The organism is Segatella copri, from assembly GCF_949820605.1.
Classification (GTDB): Bacteria; Bacteroidota; Bacteroidia; order Bacteroidales; family Bacteroidaceae; genus Prevotella.
On the sequence record NZ_CATKVU010000006.1, the window covers coordinates 2537759 to 2562426 of the forward strand.

The 24668-nt window shown below is 44.1% G+C and carries 19 protein-coding genes, 1 rRNA gene and 1 pseudogene; 17 read left to right on the forward strand and 4 right to left on the reverse strand.

The genetic code is table 11. The annotated features are described in order from the left end of the window. Positions 1-151: 151 nt before the first annotated feature. A 16S ribosomal RNA gene (locus tag RCO84_RS11710) occupies positions 152-1683 on the reverse strand. A 1349-nt stretch (positions 1684-3032) separates the two neighbouring features. Between RCO84_RS11710 and RCO84_RS11715 the strand changes: the two genes are divergently transcribed. Next, a complete protein-coding gene (locus RCO84_RS11715; RefSeq protein ID WP_317585159.1) occupies positions 3033-3182 on the forward strand; it encodes a hypothetical protein in 150 nt (49 codons plus the stop codon). A 117-nt stretch (positions 3183-3299) separates the two neighbouring features. Beyond that, positions 3300-4058, forward strand: coding sequence for a Bax inhibitor-1/YccA family protein (locus RCO84_RS11720; protein ID WP_317585161.1), 759 nt, complete (start codon positions 3300-3302; stop codon positions 4056-4058). A gap of 284 nt (positions 4059-4342) precedes the next feature. On the opposite strand, the gene RCO84_RS11725 is transcribed toward RCO84_RS11720, so the two are convergent. Both RCO84_RS11725 and RCO84_RS11730 read right to left on the reverse strand, forming a co-directional pair. Beyond that, on the reverse strand, positions 4343-5362 hold the full coding sequence (locus RCO84_RS11725; RefSeq protein WP_317585163.1) for a helix-turn-helix domain-containing protein: 1020 nt from the start codon (positions 5360-5362) through the stop codon (positions 4343-4345). 129 nt (positions 5363-5491) lie between these two features. Then, positions 5492-6820 (reverse strand): inositol-3-phosphate synthase, encoded by a 1329-nt coding sequence (locus RCO84_RS11730; protein ID WP_317585165.1) that lies wholly within the window; start codon positions 6818-6820, stop codon positions 5492-5494. Positions 6821-7153: 333 nt separating this feature from the next. Here RCO84_RS11730 and argR point away from each other — a divergent pair, with 333 nt between their 5' ends. From argR to RCO84_RS11765, 7 genes are all read left to right on the forward strand, one after another. Continuing rightward, positions 7154-7642, forward strand: a complete 489-nt coding sequence (argR, locus tag RCO84_RS11735; RefSeq protein WP_117694687.1) for an arginine repressor — start codon at positions 7154-7156, stop codon at positions 7640-7642. 89 nt (positions 7643-7731) lie between these two features. Continuing rightward, complete coding sequence (locus RCO84_RS11740) at positions 7732-8343, forward strand: GNAT family N-acetyltransferase (protein WP_317585166.1); 612 nt, start codon at positions 7732-7734, stop codon at positions 8341-8343. A gap of 75 nt (positions 8344-8418) precedes the next feature. Further along, positions 8419-9621 (forward strand): argininosuccinate synthase, encoded by a 1203-nt coding sequence (locus tag RCO84_RS11745; protein WP_317585167.1) that lies wholly within the window; start codon positions 8419-8421, stop codon positions 9619-9621. 50 nt (positions 9622-9671) lie between these two features. Further along, positions 9672-10061, forward strand: a complete 390-nt coding sequence (locus RCO84_RS11750) for a four helix bundle protein (protein WP_287587249.1) — start codon at positions 9672-9674, stop codon at positions 10059-10061. A 53-nt stretch (positions 10062-10114) separates the two neighbouring features. Further along, entirely contained in the window at positions 10115-11116 is a 1002-nt protein-coding gene (argC, locus tag RCO84_RS11755; RefSeq protein ID WP_264902287.1) for an N-acetyl-gamma-glutamyl-phosphate reductase, read from the forward strand. A gap of 109 nt (positions 11117-11225) precedes the next feature. Further along, positions 11226-12368 carry an aspartate aminotransferase family protein gene (locus tag RCO84_RS11760; protein WP_317585169.1) on the forward strand — a complete coding sequence of 381 codons (1143 nt, stop codon included), beginning with the start codon at positions 11226-11228 and terminating at the stop codon, positions 12366-12368. 255 nt (positions 12369-12623) lie between these two features. Next, entirely contained in the window at positions 12624-13676 is a 1053-nt protein-coding gene (locus RCO84_RS11765) for a PDDEXK nuclease domain-containing protein (RefSeq protein WP_317585170.1), read from the forward strand. Positions 13677-13766: 90 nt separating this feature from the next. Here RCO84_RS11765 and RCO84_RS11770 read toward each other — a convergent pair whose 3' ends face one another. Beyond that, a complete protein-coding gene (locus RCO84_RS11770) occupies positions 13767-15893 on the reverse strand; it encodes an outer membrane beta-barrel family protein (RefSeq protein WP_317585171.1) in 2127 nt (708 codons plus the stop codon). Positions 15894-16217: 324 nt separating this feature from the next. On the opposite strand from RCO84_RS11770, the gene RCO84_RS11775 reads away from it, so the two are divergent. The 8 genes and pseudogenes from RCO84_RS11775 to proB form a co-directional block, all read left to right on the forward strand. Beyond that, positions 16218-16586, forward strand: coding sequence for a LytTR family DNA-binding domain-containing protein (locus RCO84_RS11775; protein WP_317585172.1), 369 nt, complete (start codon positions 16218-16220; stop codon positions 16584-16586). 5 nt (positions 16587-16591) lie between these two features. Next, positions 16592-17113 (forward strand): energy transducer TonB, encoded by a 522-nt coding sequence (locus tag RCO84_RS11780; protein ID WP_287819101.1) that lies wholly within the window; start codon positions 16592-16594, stop codon positions 17111-17113. A 12-nt stretch (positions 17114-17125) separates the two neighbouring features. Further along, positions 17126-18184, forward strand: coding sequence for a tetratricopeptide repeat protein (locus tag RCO84_RS11785; protein ID WP_317585174.1), 1059 nt, complete (start codon positions 17126-17128; stop codon positions 18182-18184). 21 nt (positions 18185-18205) lie between these two features. Then, positions 18206-20281: an outer membrane beta-barrel protein gene (locus tag RCO84_RS11790; protein WP_317585175.1), complete on the forward strand. Its 2076-nt coding sequence runs from the start codon at positions 18206-18208 to the stop codon at positions 20279-20281. 123 nt (positions 20282-20404) lie between these two features. Then, positions 20405-21187, forward strand: coding sequence for a pyrroline-5-carboxylate reductase family protein (locus tag RCO84_RS11795; RefSeq protein ID WP_118139350.1), 783 nt, complete (start codon positions 20405-20407; stop codon positions 21185-21187). Between the two features lie 196 nt (positions 21188-21383). Then, the gene (locus RCO84_RS11800) at positions 21384-21938 is read left to right on the forward strand and encodes a helix-turn-helix domain-containing protein (RefSeq protein ID WP_264902281.1); all 555 of its coding nucleotides are present in this window, start codon (positions 21384-21386) and stop codon (positions 21936-21938) included. Between the two features lie 32 nt (positions 21939-21970). Beyond that, on the forward strand, positions 21971-23629 hold the full coding sequence (locus tag RCO84_RS11805) for an AMP-binding protein (RefSeq protein ID WP_317585176.1): 1659 nt from the start codon (positions 21971-21973) through the stop codon (positions 23627-23629). A 183-nt stretch (positions 23630-23812) separates the two neighbouring features. Next, positions 23813-24583: pseudogene (gene proB, locus RCO84_RS11810) on the forward strand (glutamate 5-kinase); the annotation flags it as partial. Between the last annotated feature and the right edge of the window lie 85 nt (positions 24584-24668).

Consider the following 24668-nt stretch of genomic DNA (forward strand, 5'->3'; position numbering starts at 1 on the left):
AACTTTAAATATTAACTAAAAACAGCTTTCTCAGTCTCCTGTATTTAATTAAACAGATGGTGCGTACAAGAAGAGAAGCGAACTTTAATCAGTCACTAAAACTATAAACTATTAACTATAAACTAATAGCTAAAGATAATCGTCTCTCCAGAAAGGAGGTGTTCCAGCCGCACCTTCCGGTACGGCTACCTTGTTACGACTTAGCCCCAATTACCAGTTTCGCCCTAGGCCGCTCCTTACGGTCACGGACTTTAGGCGCCCCCGGCTTTCATGGCTTGACGGGCGGTGTGTACAAGGCCCGGGAACGTATTCACCGCGCCATGGCTGATGCGCGATTACTAGCGAATCCAGCTTCGTGGGGTCGGGTTGCAGACCCCAGTCCGAACTGAGACAGGCTTTAAGGATTAGATGCGCTTTGCAGAACACCATCTCTCTGTACCTGCCATTGTAACACGTGTGTAGCCCCGGACGTAAGGGCCGTGCTGATTTGACGTCATCCCCACCTTCCTCACACCTTACGGTGGCAGTGTCCCCAGAGTGCCCAGCTTAACCTGATGGCAACTAAGGAGAGGGGTTGCGCTCGTTATGGCACTTAAGCCGACACCTCACGGCACGAGCTGACGACAACCATGCAGCACCTTCACAGAGACCCCGAAGGGCGTCATCGTCTCCAAATCCTTCCTCTGCAATTCAAGCCCGGGTAAGGTTCCTCGCGTATCATCGAATTAAACCACATGTTCCTCCGCTTGTGCGGGCCCCCGTCAATTCCTTTGAGTTTCACCGTTGCCGGCGTACTCCCCAGGTGGGATGCTTAATGCTTTCGCTTGGCCGCTGACCTATTCAGACCAACAGCGGGCATCCATCGTTTACCGTGCGGACTACCAGGGTATCTAATCCTGTTCGATACCCGCACTTTCGAGCTTCAGCGTCAGTTGCGCTCCAGTGAGCTGCCTTCGCAATCGGAGTTCTTCGTGATATCTAAGCATTTCACCGCTACACCACGAATTCCGCCCACTTTGTGCGTACTCAAGGAAACCAGTTCGCGCTGCAGTGCAGACGTTGAGCGTCTACATTTCACAACACGCTTAATCTCCGGCCTACGCTCCCTTTAAACCCAATAAATCCGGATAACGCCCGGACCTTCCGTATTACCGCGGCTGCTGGCACGGAATTAGCCGGTCCTTATTCATAAGGTACATGCAAAAAGTCTCACGAGACTCACTTTATTCCCTTATAAAAGCAGTTTACAACCCATAGGGCCGTCATCCTGCACGCTACTTGGCTGGTTCAGGCTCTCGCCCATTGACCAATATTCCTCACTGCTGCCTCCCGTAGGAGTTTGGACCGTGTCTCAGTTCCAATGTGGGGGACCTTCCTCTCAGAACCCCTACTGATCGTCGCCTTGGTGGGCCGTTACCCCGCCAACAAGCTAATCAGACGCATCCCCATCCATCACCGATAAATCTTTAATCTCTTTCAGATGTCTTCTAGAGATATCATTGGGCATTAGTCTTACTTTCGCAAGGTTATTCCCAAGTGGTGGGCAGGTTGGATACGCGTTACTCACCCGTGCGCCGGTCGACGCCCATCAAAAGCAAGCTTTCGATGTCGTTTCCCCTCGACTTGCATGTGTTAAGCCTGTAGCTAGCGTTCATCCTGAGCCAGGATCAAACTCTCCATTGTAAAATATTGTTTTTACTTCTTGCCTCATTGCTGAAGCAATCGGTGTTTGTTGTCTGTACTTAGGACGAATATCCTTTACGTTTATTGAAGCTTAGTAAACCTGACTTGTCAATTGCTTGACGGTTCGTTTCTTTTACCCAGTCAACTTTCTTATTTCTAAGAAGTTAACCGCTTCTTGTACTACTTGTCTGTTTATGTAAAATCTTTCAAAGAACTCTTTCTTTATTGCTTTGAGTAATGCTTGATTTCTCAAAAGCGAGTGCAAAAGTACTAACTATTTTTCATTTCACCAAATCTTTTCGCAAAAAAGTTGCTTTTTTAGTCGGTTTTTAACATCTATAAAGACTTTACGGAAGAGATTTTAGCTGCTTACATTACTATATATATGCGCTTGCCTGTGCACACACTTAGGCGTATACGCAAGCGCACAATACTATTAAGGTTATAATGCTTTTTCAGTTAATTTACTCAAGTTTCGCAAGTTTTGTCCCATACGCCCTGAAAGGTTCTTGAACCACATGCGAAAATTTAGTTAATTTATATTTAAAAATTGACGCTTATCCGTAGCCATTAACTTTATTTCGCTGACAATACTATAAAAGGTTATAATGTTTTTAAGATAACTTATATTTTAGAAGTTTACGCTTATCCATAGCCATTAACTTTATTTCGCTGATAATATTTTAACGGATTATACATCATGGATACCGATTAGACTTGGATTCTAGGAGTTTCCGCAGAAAGAAATCATAAAAAAAAAGAGGACTCTCTAAAAAAAATACCCATTTCGGAACCCAAAATAAACGCTTAAAATATGTAAAAACGGATTGAATTCCTAAAATATGTTTATAAAAAGCAAAAAACACCCTTCACCACCCTTCACCCGTAACTATTTGACACATAAAACGTTAAATAAAAAGGTGAAGGGTGAAGGTTTGAAAACTCTTTTTTATATATACGCGCGGCAAGGGAAAAATGAAAGGGTACCCTAGGGTCAAAAATCGGAAAAACCCTAAAAAAAGAATATAATATAAGATTTAAAATATACCCTTCACCCTTCACCTCGTTGCCACAACCCAGCTTCCATATCTTCATCATCGGATTACCTACATTTGTCTTCTTGGTTTATCCTTCGGAGATATTCTGCTATCTTTCGGAGATAATTTCTTATCCTTCGGAGATATTGTGCTATCTTTCGGAGATAATTTCGTATTCTTCGGAGATATTCTTCTGAATGATTCCATGATATTTTTCGCACTTTATTTCCCGAATCCACGCAAATCGCACAAATCGCATAGGTAGAAAACGGAAAAGACGTATCTTTGCATTCGAAATAAAACGAATAGCGTATGAGACTGGTAGAAGAAAAAGAAGATAAGAGATTAAGATGGCAATGGCAGATCAGTTTCAATCGCAAGGAGACTGACATGAAGACAGACATCACCATCATTCCTAGCGGCAACTATCATATCCTGATAAAGGGTCTGAGAATGACGTAAAATTACGGAATAAATGTTAATAAAGCGCAGAGATTATCGTTCGTTTCAATAATTGGCATTATCTTTGCGCTTATTATATTATTCAATAGACCATAAATAACAAAAGAAAATAGAATTATGACAGAAAAGGAAATGTACAATCTGATAAATAGTCAGAACAACCAGCAGAGCAATGGCTTTGCTGTTAATGAGAAAGAGCGAGGTATAAGCGGTGTTTTCTCTGCTTTGATGCGCAAAGTGTATACATGGATGACCTTAGCTCTCCTGATTACGGGCGTTACAGCCTATGGTGTGGCTAGCAGTCCTACCCTGCTGATGACCTTGATGACAAGCCGCGGCTTGCTCTTTGGCCTGATTATCGCAGAACTCGCCCTGGTATTCATCATTACTGGTGCCCTACAGAGACTCTCCCTGACTACGGCCACCCTACTCTTCATCGTCTACTCGGTTTTGAATGGTGCCATGCTTTCATCCGTATTCGTAGTTTATACGATGACCAGTATTGCCAAGGTATTTTTTATTACAGCCGGCACATTCGGAGCGATGGCTTTCTATGGTTACACTACCAAGAAGGATTTGACCTCTTTAGGAAAAATACTCTTCATGGCGCTGATAGGTCTGATTATCGCTACCATAGTAAACATGTTCTTGAAGAGTTCGGGATTTGAGTACATTTTGAGTTACGCCGGTGTAGCCATCTTCGTTGGCTTGACCGCTTGGGACAGTCAGAAGATCAAGCAGATGCTCCAGACACAATACGACATGAGCGAAGGCGCACAGAAACTGGCACTCATCGGAGCCTTGACCCTGTATCTCGATTTTATCAACCTCTTCCTCTACTTGCTCCGCATCTTCGGAGGCAGCAACAAGGAATAATGAAAACGGGAACCGGGAATAAAGTAAAAAAACAAAGAATAACATACATAACGAGAAAGGTTGGCTTGCCCTCAACGGGTTGGCCAACCTTTATTTTTTAATTCCTAGAAAAAGTAAATGCTAGAGTTATATTCTCTTCAAAAAGTTCTATGGTGCAAAGATAGAAAAAAAATTGAGAACCATGGTTTCAAAATAGCAAAAATAAGTTTCAAATGGACAAAAAGTGTCTTTTGACATTTTTCAGTGTGCCACTGATTTTTACAAACTACCTAAACACCAACAACTTATGCATTTACTCTATATTTATTAGGAGAGCAACCAAAAGAGGCAAAAAATACTCTTCTGAACGTAGAAATAGAATTAAATCCCGATTTGATGGCGATTTCCGGCAAAGGAAAGTTCGTTGACTTCAACAAATTCTCAGCATACTGTATACGATAAGTATTCACATAATCATAAAACGTCTGCCCATTCTGCCGGTTAAAATAGCGACTCAGATAAGTACGGTTCGTACCTACAGCCAGCGCCACATCAGACAATTTCAGTTTCGGATTGAGATAGATTTTATCTTCCTCGAACAACCGCTGCACCTCAGCAGCCATCCCCGAAACATCAACTTCGTTCTGCTCTAACGGTACAATTTCTATATCGCTCAACTCTTCTATCACCGACTCATGCCTATAAACAAAATAATCTATCAGCATCCAGAGTATCAGAGAGCTTACCATATAGATATTGTCGTAATCCACATTAATAACGAAACAGCTCAGCGTCCATAAAAAAAGAATCAGGAAGAAGGTATTGAGAATGGCAAGAAGCCAATTCAGATTAATATTTTCCTGATAAGAAAAGCGCTCTTTCAGCTGGCGGTGATACCTCCGAATCATAAAGATAAGCAATATAAAGGTAGAGCATCCATAAATGGTTCCCCAGACAGAAAGCACATAAAACCAGATGATATTATGGGTAAAAATATAGAACACCGGCAACAAGAGGAAAGGCAATTCCAGCATCAAAGCTTTTACCCATCTGAACCAGCCCGGCTTCACCAGCTCCATCAACACAAAGCTGTAGAACGGAATAATCATCATATCCAACGAAGACGTAAGATACCACGCATGCTCGTTGTCAAAACCATAAATCAGAAAGAAAACCATGTCCTTTACCAACTGCAGGTCGACCACAATCATGAGCCACATAATCATCCGAAAGAGCATCTCCTTTCCTTTTCTCCAAAACAGGAAAGCCATCATGGAGAAGAACATCATGCTCATACCATAAATAAAACTCGTTACCGAATCCATGTCTACTTTCTATATAAATAAACAAAAAGACACACCTATGGAGAGATATTCTAACATTCCAAAGGTGTGCCATGATATAAATTTAATGCCTTATATAATTAAGGTGTAGTATTAAATGAAATAACCTAATTAGTCGATTTCCTCATCGGCCTCGTAACCTCCCATCTCACGGATAGCATTCTTCAGCATCGTATACTGCTGGTAGAGATGGTTTACAGGCTCTTCACCCTTAGTATAATCGTGCATAGGTGCCTTGAGGAAGAAACTCAAGAAACGCTGGATTCCGAAACGGCCTGCACGAGCAGCAAGATCGCTCAACAATGTAAGGTCGAGCAGCAATGGAGCAGCAAGGATAGAGTCACGGCAGAGGAAGTTAATCTTAATCTGCATTGGGTAACCCATCCAGCCGAAGATATCGATATTATCCCAACCCTCCTTGTTATCGTTACGAGGTGGATAATAGTTGATACGAACCTTGTGATAGTACTGAGTATCTTCATCGTTACCATGACCATAGAGATCTGGCTGAGCTTCTGGTTTCAGGATTGTCTCAAGAGTTGAGAGTTTACTTACCTCCTTGGTATGGAAATTAGCTGGTTCATCGAGAACGAGACCATCACGGTTGCCGAGAATATTGGTAGAGAACCAGCCATTCAAGCCGAGACAACGGGTACCGATGATAGGAGCGAAACCACTCTTGACAAGAGTCTGACCTGTCTTGAAGTCCTTACCGGCGATAGGCATCTTGGTCTTCTCTGCGAGTTCCCACATAGCAGGAATATCAACAGTTGTATTAGGAGCACCCATGATGAAAGGAGCACCCTCTGTCAAAGCAGCATAAGCGTAGCACATGGATGGAGCTACATGCTGGCGGTCGTCAGCCTTCATTGCAGCCTCAAGTGCTGCCAATGTACCATGAATCTTCATATCTACAGGAACATAGATTTCGGTAGATGCTGCCCAGATAACAACGATACGGGCACAACCGTTCTTCTCCTTGAAGTCGCGGATATCCTGACGAAGAGCCTCTACCATCTCCCAGCGGGTCTTGCAATCCTTCACATTGTCGCCATCAAGACGCTTTGCATAGTTCTTGTCGAATGCAGCCTTCATTGGTACTACCTTCTCCAACTCCTCGCGTACAGGGTTGATATCTTTCTCCTTCAATACCTCAGCATACATAGCTGCCTGATAAGCATTCTGCGGATAAACATCCCAAGTACCGAATACGATATCATTAAGGTCTGCAAGAGGAACGATGTCCTTGTAGTGCAGATATTTCTTGTCTGCACCCTTGCCAACACGAATCTTGTCGTACAGAGTCATTGAACCTACTGGCTTCGCAAGGCCCTTACGAGTCATGAAAACACCGGTCATGAAGGTAGTAGCTACTGCGCCACAACCAACAACCAAGATTCCCAGCTTACCTTCTGCTGGTTTAACATTCATTTTTTCCATCTTCTAAAGGTTTATTTTATATTAAGTTGATTATAATCTAAGAATTGTGTCTGCAAAGATAACAAAAACTAATTGAACCGATGCGGTTTCCGTAAACTTTCTTTCAATAATTTACAATAATTAGCTTAAAATGGATAAAAAAAGGCCATTCTGCATCAAAAGCCAAGTGTAGAATATTTGTATGAAAGAAGGTAATATATGCATATTTATTCTGTATTTATGCATAATAAAAGACAAAATAATGTTATTTTATGCATTTTCCTTTCATTTTATTTGGTTATTTACAAAATATATTGTAATTTTGCAGCCGTTAAACGAATAAAAATACAGCATATGAAGGCAAAGAATAGCAGATTGGAAACTTTGAAGATGCTTATATCAAGTCAGGAGTTGAGTTCACAAGACCAACTTTTGGAGGCTCTTCACAAAGAAGGCTTTAAGATTACGCAAGCCACATTGAGCCGTGACTTAAAACTGCTCAAGGTAGCAAAGGCAGCATCTTCGAGTGGAAAATATGCGTATGTCCTGCCCAATGACACATTATATAAGAGAGTTTCAAACCATATTCCAGTGAGCAAGATGATGGTGAATACCGGATTCCAGTCTATCAACTTCTCTGGAAACATGGTCGTGATCAAAACCCGTCCGGGATATGCAAGCAGCATTGCCTATAATATAGATAATAGCGATATTCCTCAAATTCTGGGAACTATCGCTGGCGATGATACGATCTTTCTGGTAAAGAAGAAAGGGACAACAGAAGAGGAAATCATCAATGCACTAGCAGAGGTAATTCCAGACGTTCACCATAAATATATATAAGGTAGTTGCATTTTTATGCAAAACATACACCTTATTATATATAAAGAAAGAATATTAAAACAAAAACATTTTAAGATAGAAGAGAAAAAATGGAAGAAGCAGAAGTTAAAGTAATGGTGGCTGACGAAAGTCACATCAAGTACATCGACACCATTCTGACTACAATTGCAGAAGCTGCAAAGAAGCGTGGTTCTGGTATCGCCAAGCGTTCACCAGAGTATGTTGCCACCAAGATGCGCGAAGCCAAGGCGGTCATCGCTCTCCAGGGCGATAAGTTCGCAGGCTTCAGCTACATCGAGACCTGGGGCAACAAGCACTATGTTACCACATCAGGTTTGATCGTTCACCCAAACTTCCGAGGATTGGGATTGGCAAAGCGCATCAAGAACCTGACCTTTACGCTTGCCCGACAGCGATGGCCTCATGCCAAGATTTTCTCTTTGACATCCGGTTCGGCTGTCATGAAGATGAACACCCAGCTGGGTTACCTTCCTGTTACCTTCGCCGACCTGACCGATGATGAGTCTTTCTGGCGTGGTTGCGAGGGTTGCATCAACGTGGATGTCCTCCATCGTACCAACCGCAAATACTGCATCTGCACCGCCATGCTCTTCGACCCAGAGGAGCATCTGCCTATCAAGCTTCCTCAGGAGGTGATTGAGAGAATCAGAAAGATTGACGGTCCATCTGCAGGAATCTAAATCCTTACATATAATTTAAGGTGTTGGCAAGAATGCCATCTAAATATTATTCATCCATATTAAACATAAAATAAAATGGCAAATAAAAAAGTTGTAGTCGCTTTCAGCGGCGGTCTCGATACATCATACACCGTAATGAAGTTGACCCAGGATGGCTGGGATGTTTATGCAGCATGCGCTAACACAGGTGGTTTCTCTGCCGAGCAGTTGAAGACCAACGAGGAGAACGCATATAAGTTGGGTGCCAAGGCATACGTCACTCTCGACGTTACCCACGAGTATTACGAGAAATCATTGAAATACATGATTTTCGGTAATGTGCTCCGCAACAACTGCTACCCTATTTCAGTATCTTCTGAGCGTATCTTCCAGGCTATCGCCATCGCTCGTTACGCCAAGGAAATTGGTGCTGACGCCATCGCTCACGGAAGTACAGGTGCCGGCAACGACCAGATTCGTTTCGACATGACCTTCCTGGTAATGGCTCCTGGTGTAGAGATCATCACATTGACTCGTGACAAGGCGCTTTCTCGTAAGGAGGAGGTTGATTACCTGAACGAGCACGGCTTCTATGCAGACTTCACCAAGTTGAAGTATTCTTATAACGTAGGTATCTGGGGAACCAGTATCTGCGGTGGTGAGATTCTCGACCCAACCCAAGGTCTCCCAGAGGAGGCTTACCTGAAGCACGTTACTGCCAAGGAAGAAGAGGCAGAGCTGAAGATTACCTTCGAGAAGGGTGAGATTGTGGCTGTCAACGACGAGAAGTTTGAGGATAAGATTGCAGCCATCCAGAAGATTGAGGAGATTGGTGCTTCTTACGCCATCGGTCGCGACTGCAACGTGGGTGATACCATCATCGGTATCAAGGGTCGTGTAGCTTTCGAGGCTGCAGCTCCTAAGCTCATCATCGAGGCACACCGCCTGTTGGAGAAGAGCACATTGAGCAAGTGGCAGCAGTATTGGAAGGATCAGGTAGGCAACTGGTACGGAATGTTCCTCCACGAAAGTCAGTACCTGGAGCCAGTGATGCCGGATATCGAGGCAATGCTGACTTCTTCTCAGCGCAACGTAAACGGTACAGCCATCTTGAAGCTCCGTCCATTTAGCTTCCAGACTGTAGGTGTCGATTCACCAGACGATTTGACCAAGTCTAAGCTCGGTGAGTATGGTGAGATGCAGCACGGTTGGACAGCCGAGGATGCGAAGGGCTTCATCAAGGTAAGCTCTACCCCACTCCGTGTTTATTATGGTATGCACCCTAACGAGGAAAGATAAGTTAAGTGAAGAACGAAGAGTGAAGAGTGAAGAATTCAAATGCTTTTGTGATGGGATTTAAAAATATTAACGAATATAATAGGGAGAATTCTCCTTTACATACGAAGAGTTATCTCTTTGCAGTGAGAATTGTAAAAATGGTTAAACATATCAATTCTTGCAAAAAGGAGTTTACCATTACAAATCAAATTCTTCGCTCAGGAACTGCCATAGGAGCTTTAGTTAGAGAAGCTGAGTTTGCTCAAAGTCCACAAGACTTTGCCAACAAACTTTCCATAGCTCTAAAAGAAGGAAACGAAACTTACTATTGGCTGAACCTTCTTCATGACACAGACTACATTGACCAAAATGCATTCGAAAGTATGCTCAATGACTGTAATGAATTGATTGCACTCCTCGTTTCATCCATAAAGACGACAAAACAAAGAAACAACAAATAATCAGAAGGACAAGAGAATTCTTCACTCTTCGTTCTTCACTCTTCACTTAAATTATGGTAAAAGTAGGTATTTTAGGAGCAGCTGGTTATACAGGAGGTGAGCTGATTCGCCTCCTTATCAACCATCCAGAGGCAGAGATTGTATTCGCCAACAGCGAGAGTAACGCCGGCAACCTGGTGGCTGAGGTTCACGAGGGATTGTATGGCGAGACCGACTTGAAGTTTACCGCCGAGATGCCTTTCGACCAGGTGGATGTCATCTTCTTCTGCTTCGGTCATGGCAAGAGCGAGGCGTTCCTGAAGGAGCACAATGTTCCGGAGAACGTGAAGATTATCGACCTGGCACAGGACTTCCGTCTTGCCCCAGAGACTGTGGTTGCTACCCAGCAGCCAACCCCAGCCGCTCACGATTTTGTATATGGCCTTCCAGAAATAAATGAATCAAAAATAGCCGTAGCTCAGCACGTGGCAAACCCAGGTTGTTTTGCAACCTGCATTCAACTTGGTTTGTTGCCTGCTGCCAAGATGGGCCTCATCAATAGCGATGTATCTATTAACGCCATTACCGGTAGCACCGGCGCTGGTCAGAAGCCAGGTGCCACTACCCATTTTTCATGGCGCAACAACAACATGAGCATCTACAAGGCATTCAACCATCAGCACGTGCCAGAGATTCGTGAGAGTCTGAAGCAGACACAGGGTTATCTCGATGCTGCCATCGACTTCATCCCTTACCGTGGCGACTTCGCCCGTGGCATCTTCGCTACAGAAGTAGTGAAGACCGATAAGCCAATCGAGGAAATCGTGGCTGGTTACAAGGAGTTCTACAAGAATGCCAAGTTCACCCACTATGTGGATAAGGCTATCGATCTGAAGCAGGTGGTGAATACCAACAAGTGCCTGGTTCATGTAGATAAGTATGGCGATAAGCTCCTGATTACTTCCTGCATCGACAATCTTCTGAAGGGTGCCGTGGGTCAGGCTGTTCAGAACATGAACATCATGTTTGGTCTCGACCAGACAGCAGGTTTGAAACTCAAGCCATCAGCATTTTAGATAAAAGAATTCGGAAGAACGGATGAAAAATCATTCGTTCTTCTATCATAAAAAATAGTTTGTAATAAGATAACTCTATGAGTTGTCTTTCTTAAAACATAGATTTAACATGAAACTTTACGACGTATATCCTCTTTTCGATATTAATATTGTAAAAGGACAGGGCTGCAAGGTATGGGACGACAAGGGGCAGGAATATCTCGACCTCTATGGCGGTCATGCCGTTATCAGCATCGGTCATTGCTATCCTCACTATGTGGAGATGCTCACCAACCAGTTGAACAATCTGGGTTTCTATTCCAACTCTGTCATCAACAAGTTGCAGGTAAAACTCGCTGAGCGTCTGGGCAAAGCTAGCGGTTATGAAGATTATCAGTTCTTCCTCATCAACTCAGGTGCCGAGGCAAACGAGAATGCCTTGAAGCTGGCTTCATTCACCAACGGCAGAACCCGCGTGCTTTCTATAGAGAAGGCTTTCCACGGCAGAACATCCCTTGCCGTAGAGGTAACAAACAATCCTAAGATCATCGCTCCTATCAATGATAATGGTCACGTAACCTATCTTCCTATCAACGATTTGGAGGCTTGGGAGAAGGAACTCGCCAAGGGCGATGTATGTGCTTGTATCATCGAAGCTATTCAGGGCGTAGGTGGTTGCAACATGGTAACTCCTGAGTTTGCTCAGGGATTGCAGGCAGCCTGCAAGAAATACGGCACCTTCCTGATTTGCGATGAAATCCAGTGCGGTTATGGCAGAAGCGGTAAGTTCTTCGCTCACCAGTGGTTGGGCATCAAGCCTGATCTCATCACAGTAGCCAAGGGTATCGGTAACGGTTTCCCTATGGGTGGCGTGTTGATTTCTCCTGAATTTACACCTGTATATAGTCAGTTGGGTACTACTTTCGGTGGCAACCACCTGGCATGTACAGCAGCTCTTGCTGTTCTCGATGTATTTGAGAAGGAGAACCTGGTACAGAATGCGCATGAGGTTGGCGAATATCTCATTGCCCAGCTGAAGGAGTTGCAGAAGCGCAACAGCCACGTCACAGAGGTTCGTGGCCGTGGTTTAATGGTAGGAGCCGTACTCGATATTCCTCACAAGGAAGTTCGCAGCAAGCTCATCCACGAGCAGCACTGCTTCACCGGTTGCGCAGGCACCAACATCCTCCGTATCCTCCCTCCATTGGTATTGACCAAGGAGAATGTGGATGACTTCATCGGAAGATTGGAAACCGTATTAAAGGAGGTATAAGCCCATAGAGATAAGGATATAAAGAAAACTCAGCCCATAAAAGAAATAGGAAACACTCCTATCGTGAGCAGCAAGCCCTTTGCGGTTTGCTGCTTTTTTGTTCCCCCTCATAGGAAAATTGTAGTTTTATCTTGGTTATTTCGTAGGAAAAGTGTATATTTGCAGCCGTAATTCTTGGAATGGTGTATAAAACAGCTGCACTTATTCGCATCTTAATATGGCAAATAATATTAAACAGGCTTATAAACATATAAAATGACAACAGACAATAAAGACAACAGGCTCTCAATAGAGAACAGCGATTATGCCGAGATACTGCGACACGCTGTCGCAGTAATTGAGCATGCTCGGACAGAAATAGCCCGTCATGTCAATGGCTATGTCTCTACCGCTTATTGGGAGATTGGTCAAATACTTCATGAGCGCAAGATTGAAAGTGGGTATGGTGACAGCGTTGTAAGACGGTTGTCAGCAGACCTTAAAGAACGTTATCCAAAGATGGGTGTTTCACCACGAAATCTGTGGTATATGAAAAAGTTCTATGAACGTTATGCAGGGCATAATGAGAAAGTGCAACGGAGCGTTGCACTTTTGCCGTGGTCACATAACATGCTGTTGTTGAGCAAGGGACTGAATGATGAAGCCACGCTATATTATGCGCAGGAAACCGTAACCAAAGGCTGGAATCGCGACTTGTTGCTCAATGCCATCAAACTCAATATGTATGAGACACAGACATTGGCACGAGTAGATAACAATTTCGACCGCACTCTTCCTGCCGAGCAAGCGCAGTATGCCAATGAGGTATTTAGCAGCAGCTACAATCTCGGCTTCTTAGGTGTGACAAGTCCCATTCTGGAGCTTGAACTTGAAGACCGCCTTGTAAAAGCTATTACTCGTTTCCTTATGGAACTTGGTAATGGTTTCACTTTCATTGGCAACCAGCATGTATTGGAATACAATGGTAAAGAAAGTAAGGTAGATATGTTGTTTTTCCATCGTGGACTGCGCTGCCTTGTTGCTGTTGACCTAAAGATAGGTCCTTTCAAACCAGAGTATGCAGGTAAGATGAACTATTATCTGTCTCTGCTTGACCGTCTTGAACGTGGTGCAGACGAGAACCGTTCCATAGGAATCATACTTTGTGCGGAAAAAGACCGTGTAGAGGTGGAACTTGCACTTGAAGATATGGGAAAACCTATTGGAGTGGCGGATTATCAGTTGATAGTACCGAAAGAGAAATTACAGAAAGTCCTTACTGATGAGATAAAGGCATTTAGTGAGGAAAAAGAAAAAAAGATTAATTGAGCAAGCAAATGTCAAAAGCAAATAATAGAGCGGCAGCCGATACATTTGGCTGTCGCTCTTGGCGTTTTGAATAAAAGTAACAAAAGATATTTATAGTCGATTCAGCTCTGCATTACCGGCACCAGTTCCCTTGTACTTGCTGCGTGTGGTATTGAACTTATAGCGAAGGGTGAGTCGCAGGTCTCTCGTACCTCGCTTAGACACTTGCAGGAGTTCCATCTTCTGGTTATAGAGCAAGTCGGCATCCCAACATTTATAAAGCAGGTCGTTGCCTTTTATTTCCAAGGTAAGGGCATCCTTTAGGAATGACTTACTGATGCTGACATCAAGTACATGCTGCTCTTTGGCAAGATATACGTTCATCGTATTACCCTTGCTCTGATAGCGATAATCCACGTTAAGGGTGATGCCGCATGACAAGGAGAAGGCATTGTTGAAGTTGCCCATGAAAATAGGACGATTCAAGCGATAAGATGCCACATCAGTATGGAGGGTGAACCAGGGTTTCTGCATGCCCAAGTTGATTTGTGGTGCCCAAATGCCTATCTTTGGAGCGGCACTGATGTAGGCGGTCATGCTCTTGAGACTCTTCACGTTCTTACGACTTATCATGGTAATAGCTTCGTCCTCAGGAATTTGCTCTGCCCAATAGATGATGGCATTGCGAGAGTCCTTGTAGTTGACCATAAACTGGATGAACTTCCATACACCCGATAATTCCACTCTGTGATTGGTTTCGTTGTCAAGATAAGGATTACCAGTCTGGCGAGTAAATCGATTCATATAAGATACATTGTTGCTCAGTTGACTATATGAAGGACGAGAGGTCTTTACCGAATAGCTCAACTGTGCCATTACCTTACCTATCTTCGCACCATAGCTGATGGTAGGAAAGAGGTTGCGGAAGGAGCGACTCTGCTCGGGCTGATAGATGCCTGCATCATAATACTTGAATCTTACATACTCGTATCGCAATCCTGCCGTGATGTTTCCTATCGGGGTGAGGTGCGCATATTGGATGAATGGACTTGCCGTCTGCTCCTCCAACTTGCTATAAGAGTTGGCGAGGAGGTCGGTGCGATTCACTTCGTAGTCATCGTTACGATGAGTATTGATATACTCAGCTCCATAGGAGAGATTACCGCCTAAGAGAGGAGAGGTAATTACGAGTTTGGTGGCTACCATCTTATTGCTCACACGATTCTTGGAGTTGACGTTACGAGAATCGTGCTCCTGGCTCTGTTCATCGCTATAGGCATAAGCCCTGTTTGTACTGAAATAGAGGTCGGTATTCAGGTCAATAGTGGTCTTGCCCAATGTGCCGTTGTAGTAGGCATTCAATTGATGGCTAGGGCTGTCCTTGTCGACCGACAGACCATCGGTTTTGATATAGTCGTAAAACTTACCGTCGGCAGTTACCTGACTATCGAAAAAATCTTTTGAGCGAGAATAGCCTGGCGAGGTCAAGGTGTATCTCGCACCAATGGAATGATTGGCATTGAAATCATAGCTAAAACCACTGATAAGACGGTGCGATTCTATGCGACCAGTTACTTCGTTGTTGTTATGCTGTTGCCAAAGCGTATCTACATGTACAGTCTGATTGTAGGAGGCCTTTTGCATCCATGTTGCATCAGAGAACTTATAAGTGGCAAAGAGATTCAGTCCATTATGGCGATAGTTCATGTTAACCTGTTGGATGGTATTGTCGTGCTTATTGTACCAATACACAGAGCGAGTATCAAAGCCGAAACCTTCGCCTTTCTTCTTGATGGTCTTGATTTTGATTACCGCATTTACCGAAGCATCGTAGGTGGCTCCAGGATTCTGGATGACTTCCACACTCTTGATGTCGGAAGATTTGACGTTATCCAACTCACTGATGTCTTGCATCTTCCTGCCGTTGATATATATAATAGGTGTACCCTTGCCGACCACCTCATATCCATCTTTCTTCTTCACGATGCTCGGCACATGCTTCAATACATCTTCAGCCGTACCCATCTTGCTAAGCACGGTTCCTGCCACGTTGGTAAGCAGTCCTTCGTGGGTCTTCTTATATTGAGGAAGATGAGCTTTCACTACCACTTCGCCAAGTTCTTTGGAGAACTTATCAAATAGGGTCGTGTCGGAAATCTGTTCGCCGTTGATGTTCTGTGCCATCATCTGTGTTATGGTAATGCCACAGAAGGATGCTACTAACGCAAGTCTTTTCATTGTCTTATTATTCTTTATGTTGTTACTATTCTTATTTGTTGCTAAATAGCAAGGCAACGACTATGCCAAAAACATAAACAATTGATTATCATAATATATAGAAACAAAGTCCATAAAACGACCTGTCTAAATACTTGACACGGCTGTCTAGTTATTAGACACTCTGTGGTTTAACGATTTTAGTTGCCCACCTTAAACAGATAGTCATATCTGGAGTTTGACTTCATATTTTTCACAAAACAAGTCCACTGGTTCACAAAAAACACGCTACCTCCAGCCATACTTTTTAAATATTTTGCTTATCTTTGCACCAAACTTATCAGTATGGAAGAATATCTCATCATATCAAATGCCAACTTCTTGCTCAGAGTGACTTCCGAACAGATAGCATACGTCTGTTCGGAAGGAAGCTATTGCAATCTTCGACTCACCAACGGCGATGAATACACCTTCTCGTTCAACCTTGTGGTCTTTGAGAAGAAAATAGTAGAGCAACTTGCCCAAACGGCACACTTCTTCGCTCGTGTTGGCAGAAACTACATTATTAATAGTCAGCACATTTTCAGCATCAACCTCAACACTTCAGAACTAGTTTTGTACAACGAACGGTTTTGCGAGAAATTCACTCTGCACGTCAGCAAGGAACCACTCAAACAATTAAAAGCACTTTTAGACAACTCCATAACATCGTAAAAGGTATGAAAGAAAAAAAAAATCAGGAAGAAACTTATTTCCTGGGCAAAGCACAGGAAACAAGATACACAAAATCTCATATATATAAAAAGGTATTTGGGATAGCTGCTTGCGTGATAGCAATAATAGGTATAACCATCGTCCTTATGTTCAAACCGCAAAGCGTATCACAACCTCATGTGTTAAAGACGATAGCTGTTTTACCGGAAGGTGGTCAGATGCCAATCTTCAACGGCAATGGCGACATCAACGATTTCCTAAGATGGGTGATGACAAACATCCAATATCCTAAAGGATTGGAAGACAAGCCTGCCCGAGTCGTCATCAACTTCACAGTTCAAAAGGATGGAACATTGGGATTGTTTAAAGTTCTCGAAGCTCCAAAAGAAAAAGCCTACGAGCAGACTGTGATTGAACTTCTCAAGAGAAGTCCCCATTGGAAGCCTGCCAGGCTCTCTGATGGCGAGGAAGTCAACATGGAGTTTACCTTGCCTGTCGTTTTCACTCCCGAAGTAAGAAAGAAATAATCAGCAAAAACGATGAAACAGTTTAGATTGATCCTTATATTATGGCTATGTATGGCAATGAATGCCAAGGCCAACGAGACCGCAGCTAATTTACTTCAACAAGGAGATAGCTGTTTGAGTAGATATGATGTGTTTCATGCAACCCAATACTACCAAAAGTATCTGGAAGCAAATCCATCTCACCTGGGAGCACGCCGGAAACTGGCTTCCTGCTATCGGAAAGTAGGCAACTACACCGCCTGCATTTCTTGCCTAGACAAGATTCCATCTGATAGCATCAACCACGAAGACATGCGAATGTACTATTATGCGTATCTCAATCAGAACAACAATGACAAGGTGTCTCTCTGGGGTGAACGCATCGCATTCTTATTCCCATACGACAGTGAAATTATCGCTTCGCTTACCGTACATTACAATGGGGTGAACAAACCAGACAGAGCAGAAAAAGTGGCGAAGAATTTCATTTCTCAATGTGATTCCACGAACTTATATGTCAACAAGGAATATGCTTATTCCCTATTCATGCAATTCAAATACGATGAGGCTATACACTTGTATGAGAAACTGATAGCGCAAGGATTTGACAATTTCGAATCCAATTTCATCCTTGGTCTCTGTTATGAGGACCAGCCGGACAATGAAAAAGCGCTGAAACATTACCAGAAAGCTGTTCAGTTCAAAAACGACAATGCCACTTGCCTTTTCCACTTGGCTTTGATAGAGAAAGCCTTCAACATGGATTCGCTATCCATGGCTCATTTCAACCAGTCGCTAGAAGTCTCCCTACCCAAAGGCAGGGCATTGCGAACCTATAAATGGTTGGCCGACTTGCATTTCCAGCATCACAGATATGCAGACGCTGCCCGTGACTTTGAGTTATGCACCTTATACGATGAGAAAGATAATCCTCTCAACTATTACAATGCCGCCCAAATGTTCATCGCTTCCAAAAACAAGCTGAAAGCGAAACTGTATCTCCAGTTGTTCTTAGCAAATGCAAACAGACTGGAAGATAAAAAAGAGGCAGCGCAACTCATATCCAAAGCCAAAGAGCAACTCAAGCAATAACCATCAAACAAACATAAACACATGAAAATAAATTTTATCTTAGGTTCAGCATTATTGCTGAGCCAGCCCCTTTGCGCTCAAAACGAAGAGGCAAAAGACACGCTTACCGCCCAGATGATGATGCAAAACCTGCCCGAGGTTTTCGTCAAGGCGACACGTCCTATCGTCAAGGCAGAAAGAGGACAGTTGGTTTACAACATGCCACTGCTCATAGAGAAAATGCCGGCAGACAACGCTTATGATGCCCTTACCCGAATACCAGGAGTAAACGAACTAAACGGCAACATCAATTATGCAGGAAAGGAACTGACTCTCATCATCAACGGCAAACCAACCACGCTCAATTACACACAACTGGCAGAGCGATTAAAAGCCATGCCCGCATCACAATTAGCCAAAGCCGAAGTGATGCTGGCAGCGCCAGCACGCTTACATGTTCGTGGAATGGTCATCAACCTGATTACCAAAGACTATGTAGGAAAGAACCTGCTTTCAGGACAAATACAAAGCATCTGGAGCCAAAGCAAATACGGAGAAGGGAAAGGCAAAGGCAACCTGCTGTTCCAAAAAGGAAAATTCGGTCTGGATGCCATGTATTCATTTACAGATGGAACATCATACGGTGAGACTACTACCAATGCCAATCATCCGCTTCAAGGAAAGCGAGTAGCGTATCATGACAAGACCTCACAGAAAACCCCTGGATTGACTCACAACTATCGCTTGGGACTGAGTTATGCATTTGCTGATAACCACCAGCTATCCCTGGCATATACAGGAAAATGGGACAGCAGTCATCCTCATCATGAAACGATGGGAACAGGCACATCCCAGCAACAGGGCAATGAGCATACCTACCTGCACAATGTAGATGCCAACTACAACCTGCCCTTTGGACTACAAATAGGCATATCCTATCTCAACTACCAAAATCCCAGCCAGCAATATCTAGCAGGAACGATGCTTGACGAAGAGCGTATTCTATACACAAACAGCAAGCAGGTAATAGACAAATGGCTTTTCACCGCCGATCAATCCCACTCATTGAAGAAGGGTTGGGAGCTGTCGTATGGTATGAAATTCCAAAACAGCAACAACAGAAGCTACCAAGCCACGACCAACAAGGATGGAGCAGACATTCCAGATGCAACAAGCCAGGTGAATATCGAAGAAAGAATCTTGAGTTTCTATGGCGGCATAAGCAAACAGATAAACGAGCGAATCAGCTTGGAAGCCTCTGTCGAAGCAGAGCAATACCATTCTCCACAATGGAACAAATGGCATATTTATCCCACACTTAATGCATCGTGGAAAGCCAATCCTGGCAACATACTCAACTTATCCTTCAGTTCCAGCTCACAGTTTCCTAGCTATTGGTCAACTATGAGCAGCATTTACTATGCCTCTACCTATATGGAGATATGGGGAAATCCTCATCTCAAGCCTTACTCTACATACGAGACCAACCTGATGTGGACAATCAAAAGTCGCCATACATTGATGGCATTTGCAGAGTTCCAACCCAACTATTCTGTGCAGTTGCCTTATCAGACTACCGACCACCTGGCAGTCATTATGAAGGAGACCAATTTCGACTATAATCATACTATAGGCATTAGAGCATCGACGACTTTTGGTATAGGCAATTGGATGAACGGAAGTGTTTCGGCAACAGGAATCTACAGACATGACAAGAGTAACGATTTCTTTGACTTGCCCTTCAATCGCAAACATATCTCTGCCATTCTTGCCGGCAATCTATCCACTCAGCTTAGCCGAAGCCATCACATCCATTTCATACTAAACCCATTCTATCAGTCGAAAGCCATTCAAGGACTCTATGACATCAAATCAGTCTTTCTCCTGAATGCTATGTTGAGATGGGCTTCCGATAATGATAAATGGAGCATTGTGGTTAAAGGCAGCAACATCTTCAACGAGGGATTCTCTACAATATCAGTACAAGGCAATCAAGACTACCACATGAACATCAAGCAAGATTGGGCATCAGCCTCCATCTCCATCATCTATAAGATAGGCAAGTACAAGGAAAAGAGGACCAAGGACATGGATACTTCCAGAATGGGAGTAAACTAGCGAATTTCTTAAAAAATTGTCAGTAAACAAGCGTACTTTCTTAAAAAATCGTCTATAAACACGCTATTTTCAGATAAAAGTAGTATCTTTGCACTATAATTGCATTTTAACTATAAGACGACAATGAAAATAACAATTATCGGAGCAGGTGCTATGGGCGGTGCCATGGCAGAAGGACTCTTGCAGAGCGAGAAGTTCACTCCATCAGATATTACGGTATCTGACCATAACCAACCAGTATTGGATCACTTCGCAAGCGAAGGAGCCAGCGTAACCCTCGACAACCAGTTGGCTTGCCATGGCGCAGACATCGTATGCGTGGTAGTAAAGCCATGGTGCGTGGAGAAGACATTGAAGGGAATCAAGGATGCACTCAACTACAAGAATCAGAAACTCGTGGTCGTTGCAGCCGGTGTGCCATCAGCCAACATCAAGGAGTGGCTGGACAAGGATGGCATCACCCCAACCTTCTTCCTCGTGATGCCAAACATCGCCATCGCCTACAAGCAGTCGATGACCTTCATCACTCCTGTAGATGCATCTGCTACAGAAATCCAGCAGATTACAGAAATCTTTGATGAATTGGGCGAAAGCCTCATCATGGAAGAACGTCTCTTCCCAGCAGCTACCGCTATGTCGTGTGCCATCGCTTACGCCATGCGCTATGTAAGAGCCAATGTAGAAGGCGGCGTAGAGATGGGCTTCAAGGCTAAGGATGCCCAGAAGATTGTCTTGCAGACCATCAAGGGTGCCGTAGAACTACTTCAGGAAACAGGCGAACACCCAGAGGCTGCCATTGATAAAGTAACAACTCCTGGCGGCTGCACCATCAAGGGTTTGAATACCATGGAACAAGGCGGCTTTACCAGCGCAGTAATCAATGGTTTATTGGCAGGAAAAAAATAAGAAAATGATACAATGAATGCTGCACAGATTACTTTATTTGTGCAGCATTTTCGTTTTTATAAGCACAAAGAGTTATAAAAACGTAAGTTTTTTGAGCCGTTTTAAATATTTTTCGTATCTTTGCGCTTACATTTCGAAATTGCCCATCAGCAACTGTTCGATGTATTATCAAAGCAAACAATAAAAAGAATATTTTATGGACGAAGCAATCAAACAAATCGGTGAAAGGCTGAAAGGTCTCCGCGAGGTTCTCAATATTCCTGCCGAGGAAATTGCAGAACTGTGCGAAATCAGTCTTGATCATTACCTCAAGATAGAATCCGGCGAGGCGGATCCTTCTGTTTATCGCCTGTCAAAAATCTCTAAGCGATACGGCATCGACCTCGACGTATTGCTCTTCGGCGAGGAACCTCGCATGAAGGGATACTACGTTACCCGCAAGGGACAGGGACCGGAAATAGACCGCAACAACCAGTATAAATACCAGAGCCTTGCCGTAGGATTCAAGGATAGAAAGGTGAATCCGTTCATGGTACAGGTGGATCCATTGCCAGGCGACAAGAAGCCGAACAAGAACGGACACGACGGACAGGAATATGATTATGTGATAGAGGGACAGCTGGAAGTTACCATCGAAGAAAAGGTGATGGTACTGAACCCGGGCGACAGCATCTACTTCGACAGTAGTAAATCGCATTGCTTCCGCTCACTCAACGGTGAACCTGCCAAGTTTCTTTGCATCATCATTTAAGTTTCCTTATATCATTATTTAGAAGAGTAACTATGATCGAGAGATTTCTAAAACAGACAAAATTCACTTCAGAGCAAGACTTCAAGGAGCATCTGGAGTTTATCATACCAGAAGATTTCAACTTTGCCTACGACGTGATGGACGAATGGGCAAAGATCAAACCAGACCACGTGGCGCTGCTTTGGGCAAGTGAACGTGGCGAAGAAATCCGTTTTACATACAAGGACCTGAAGGAGCAGAGCGACAAGGCTGCTGCTTACTTCCAGAGTCTCGGCATCGGTCACGATGATAAGGTGATGCTGATTCTGAAGCGTCATTATCAGTGGTGGCTTGCCATGCTCGGTCTCCACAAATTGGGCGCCGTAGCCATCCCTGCCACCCACATGCTTACCAAGCACGACATCGTTTACCGCAACAATGCAGCAAGCGTGAAGGCTATCATCTGCTGCGGCGATGATTACGTGGTAGAGCAGGTTAATCAGGCAATGCCAGAGAGTCCGACTGTCAAGACATTGATTAGTATCGGTCCGGATATCCCTAAAGGTTTCCACGACTGGATGAAGGAATGGAACGAATGTGCTCCTTTCGTTCGCCCAGAACATGTAAACTCTAATGAGGATACCCTGCTGATGTACTTCACATCAGGAACCACAGGCGAGCCAAAGATGGTGGCACATGATCACCTCTATGCACTCGGTCATCTGACCACGGGTGTATATTGGCATAATCTCCACGAGAATTCCATCCACCTTACCGTAGCCGATACCGGTTGGGGCAAGGCTGTATGGGGCAAGCTCTACGGACAATGGTTTGCCGGAGCCACCGTCTTTGTCTTCGATCACGAGAAGTTTACGGCTGATAAGATTATGCGCCAGATTGAGAAGTATCACATCACCTCTTTCTGTGCCCCTCCTACTATCTACCGCTTCATGATTCAGGAGGATTTCTCTAAGTATGACCTCAGCAGTCTTGAATACTGCACCACAGCGGGTGAGGCAATGAACCCATCCGTGGCAGAGACCTTCCAGAAGCTGACGGGTGTTCAGATTTACGAGGGTTTCGGACAAACAGAGACCACGATGACACTCGGAACCTTCCCTTGGATCAAACCAAAGCCAGGAAGCATGGGCAAGCCTAACCCACAATATGATGTTCACATCCTTCGCCCAGACATGACTGAATGCGAAGATGGTGAAAAGGGCGAAATTTGCATCCGCATCGGTGACAATAAGCCTATCGGTCTTTTCAAATATTACTATCGTGATGAAAAGCAGACCAAATCGGTTTGGCATGATGGTTACTATCACACGGGCGATATGGCCTGGCGTGATGAGGAAGGCTACTTCTGGTTTGAGGGAAGAATCGATGACGTGATCAAGAGTTCGGGCTACCGTATCGGTCCTTTCGAGGTAGAGAATGCCCTGATGACTCACCCTGCCGTAGTAGAGTGCGCCATCACCGGTGTGCCAGACCCAATCCGCGGTATGGTAGTCAAGGCTACCGTCGTACTGAAGGATGAATACAAGAGTATGGCAGGTCCAGACCTCGTCAAGAAGCTGCAGGATCATGTGAAGCATGAGACTGCCCCTTATAAATATCCTCGCATCATCGAATTCGTAGATGAATTGCCAAAGACCATCTCGGGCAAGATTCGAAGAGTAGAAATTCGAGAAAAAGACGGGGTTAAGTGAAAAACGAAAAGTGAAGAGTGAAGAATTCTCTTGCTTTAACAAGCTAAAATTTGACATAAAAAAGCTATTGAATTCTTCACTCTTCGTTCTTCACTCTTCACTTAAATATGTATTCAACATAAAATATAACAAGAAGAACAAGAGAATTCTTCACTCTTCATTCTTCACTCTTCACTAAAATTTATGGGAAAAAGAATCGTAGTAAAGGTGGGCAGCAACGTGCTGACCCGAGAAGACGGAAAACTGGATGTAACGAGAATGTCGGCAATTGTGGATCAGATTGTCTGGCTCAGAAAGCACGACTATGAGGTGATTCTGGTTTCTTCTGGTGCCGTGGCTGCCGGAAGAGCCGAACTGCACGTTGACCACCATCTGGACAACGTGGAGCAACGCCAGCTGTTCTCTGCCATCGGACAGGTGAAACTCGTTGGTCTCTATTACAACCTTTTCCGTGAATATAAGATAAAGATTGGTCAGGTATTGACCATGAAGGAGAATTTCGGTGCCGAAGAGCAGTACAAAAACCAGGAGGCCTGCATGCAGGTGATGCTGGAAAACAACGTGCTCCCTATCGTCAACGAGAACGATACTGTATGCATCACCGAGCTGATGTTTACCGATAACGATGAGTTGTCTGGCTTGATTGCCAAGATGATGAATGCCGACACCTTGATTCTATTAAGTAATGTGGATGGCATCTACAATGGCGACCCAAGCGAGCCTACCACCCGCATCATCCCATCGGTTTATTACGACCGCGACATCAGCGAGTATATCCTTGCCAGCAAGAGCAGCCACGGCAGAGGTGGTATGACATCGAAAGTAAAGACTGCTCACGACGTAGCCAATGCCGGCATCAAGGTAATCATCGCCAACGGCAATACGCCAAACATCCTCATCAATCTGAAGGAGCATCCGATGGAGACCCTTCATACTGAGTTTGTGGCAAGACCGCTAAACAAGTAAAATCATTAGGGATAAGAAATACAGAAACCTAAAAAAGCAGTAAGCCTATTATAGACTTTGCTGCTTTTTGTTT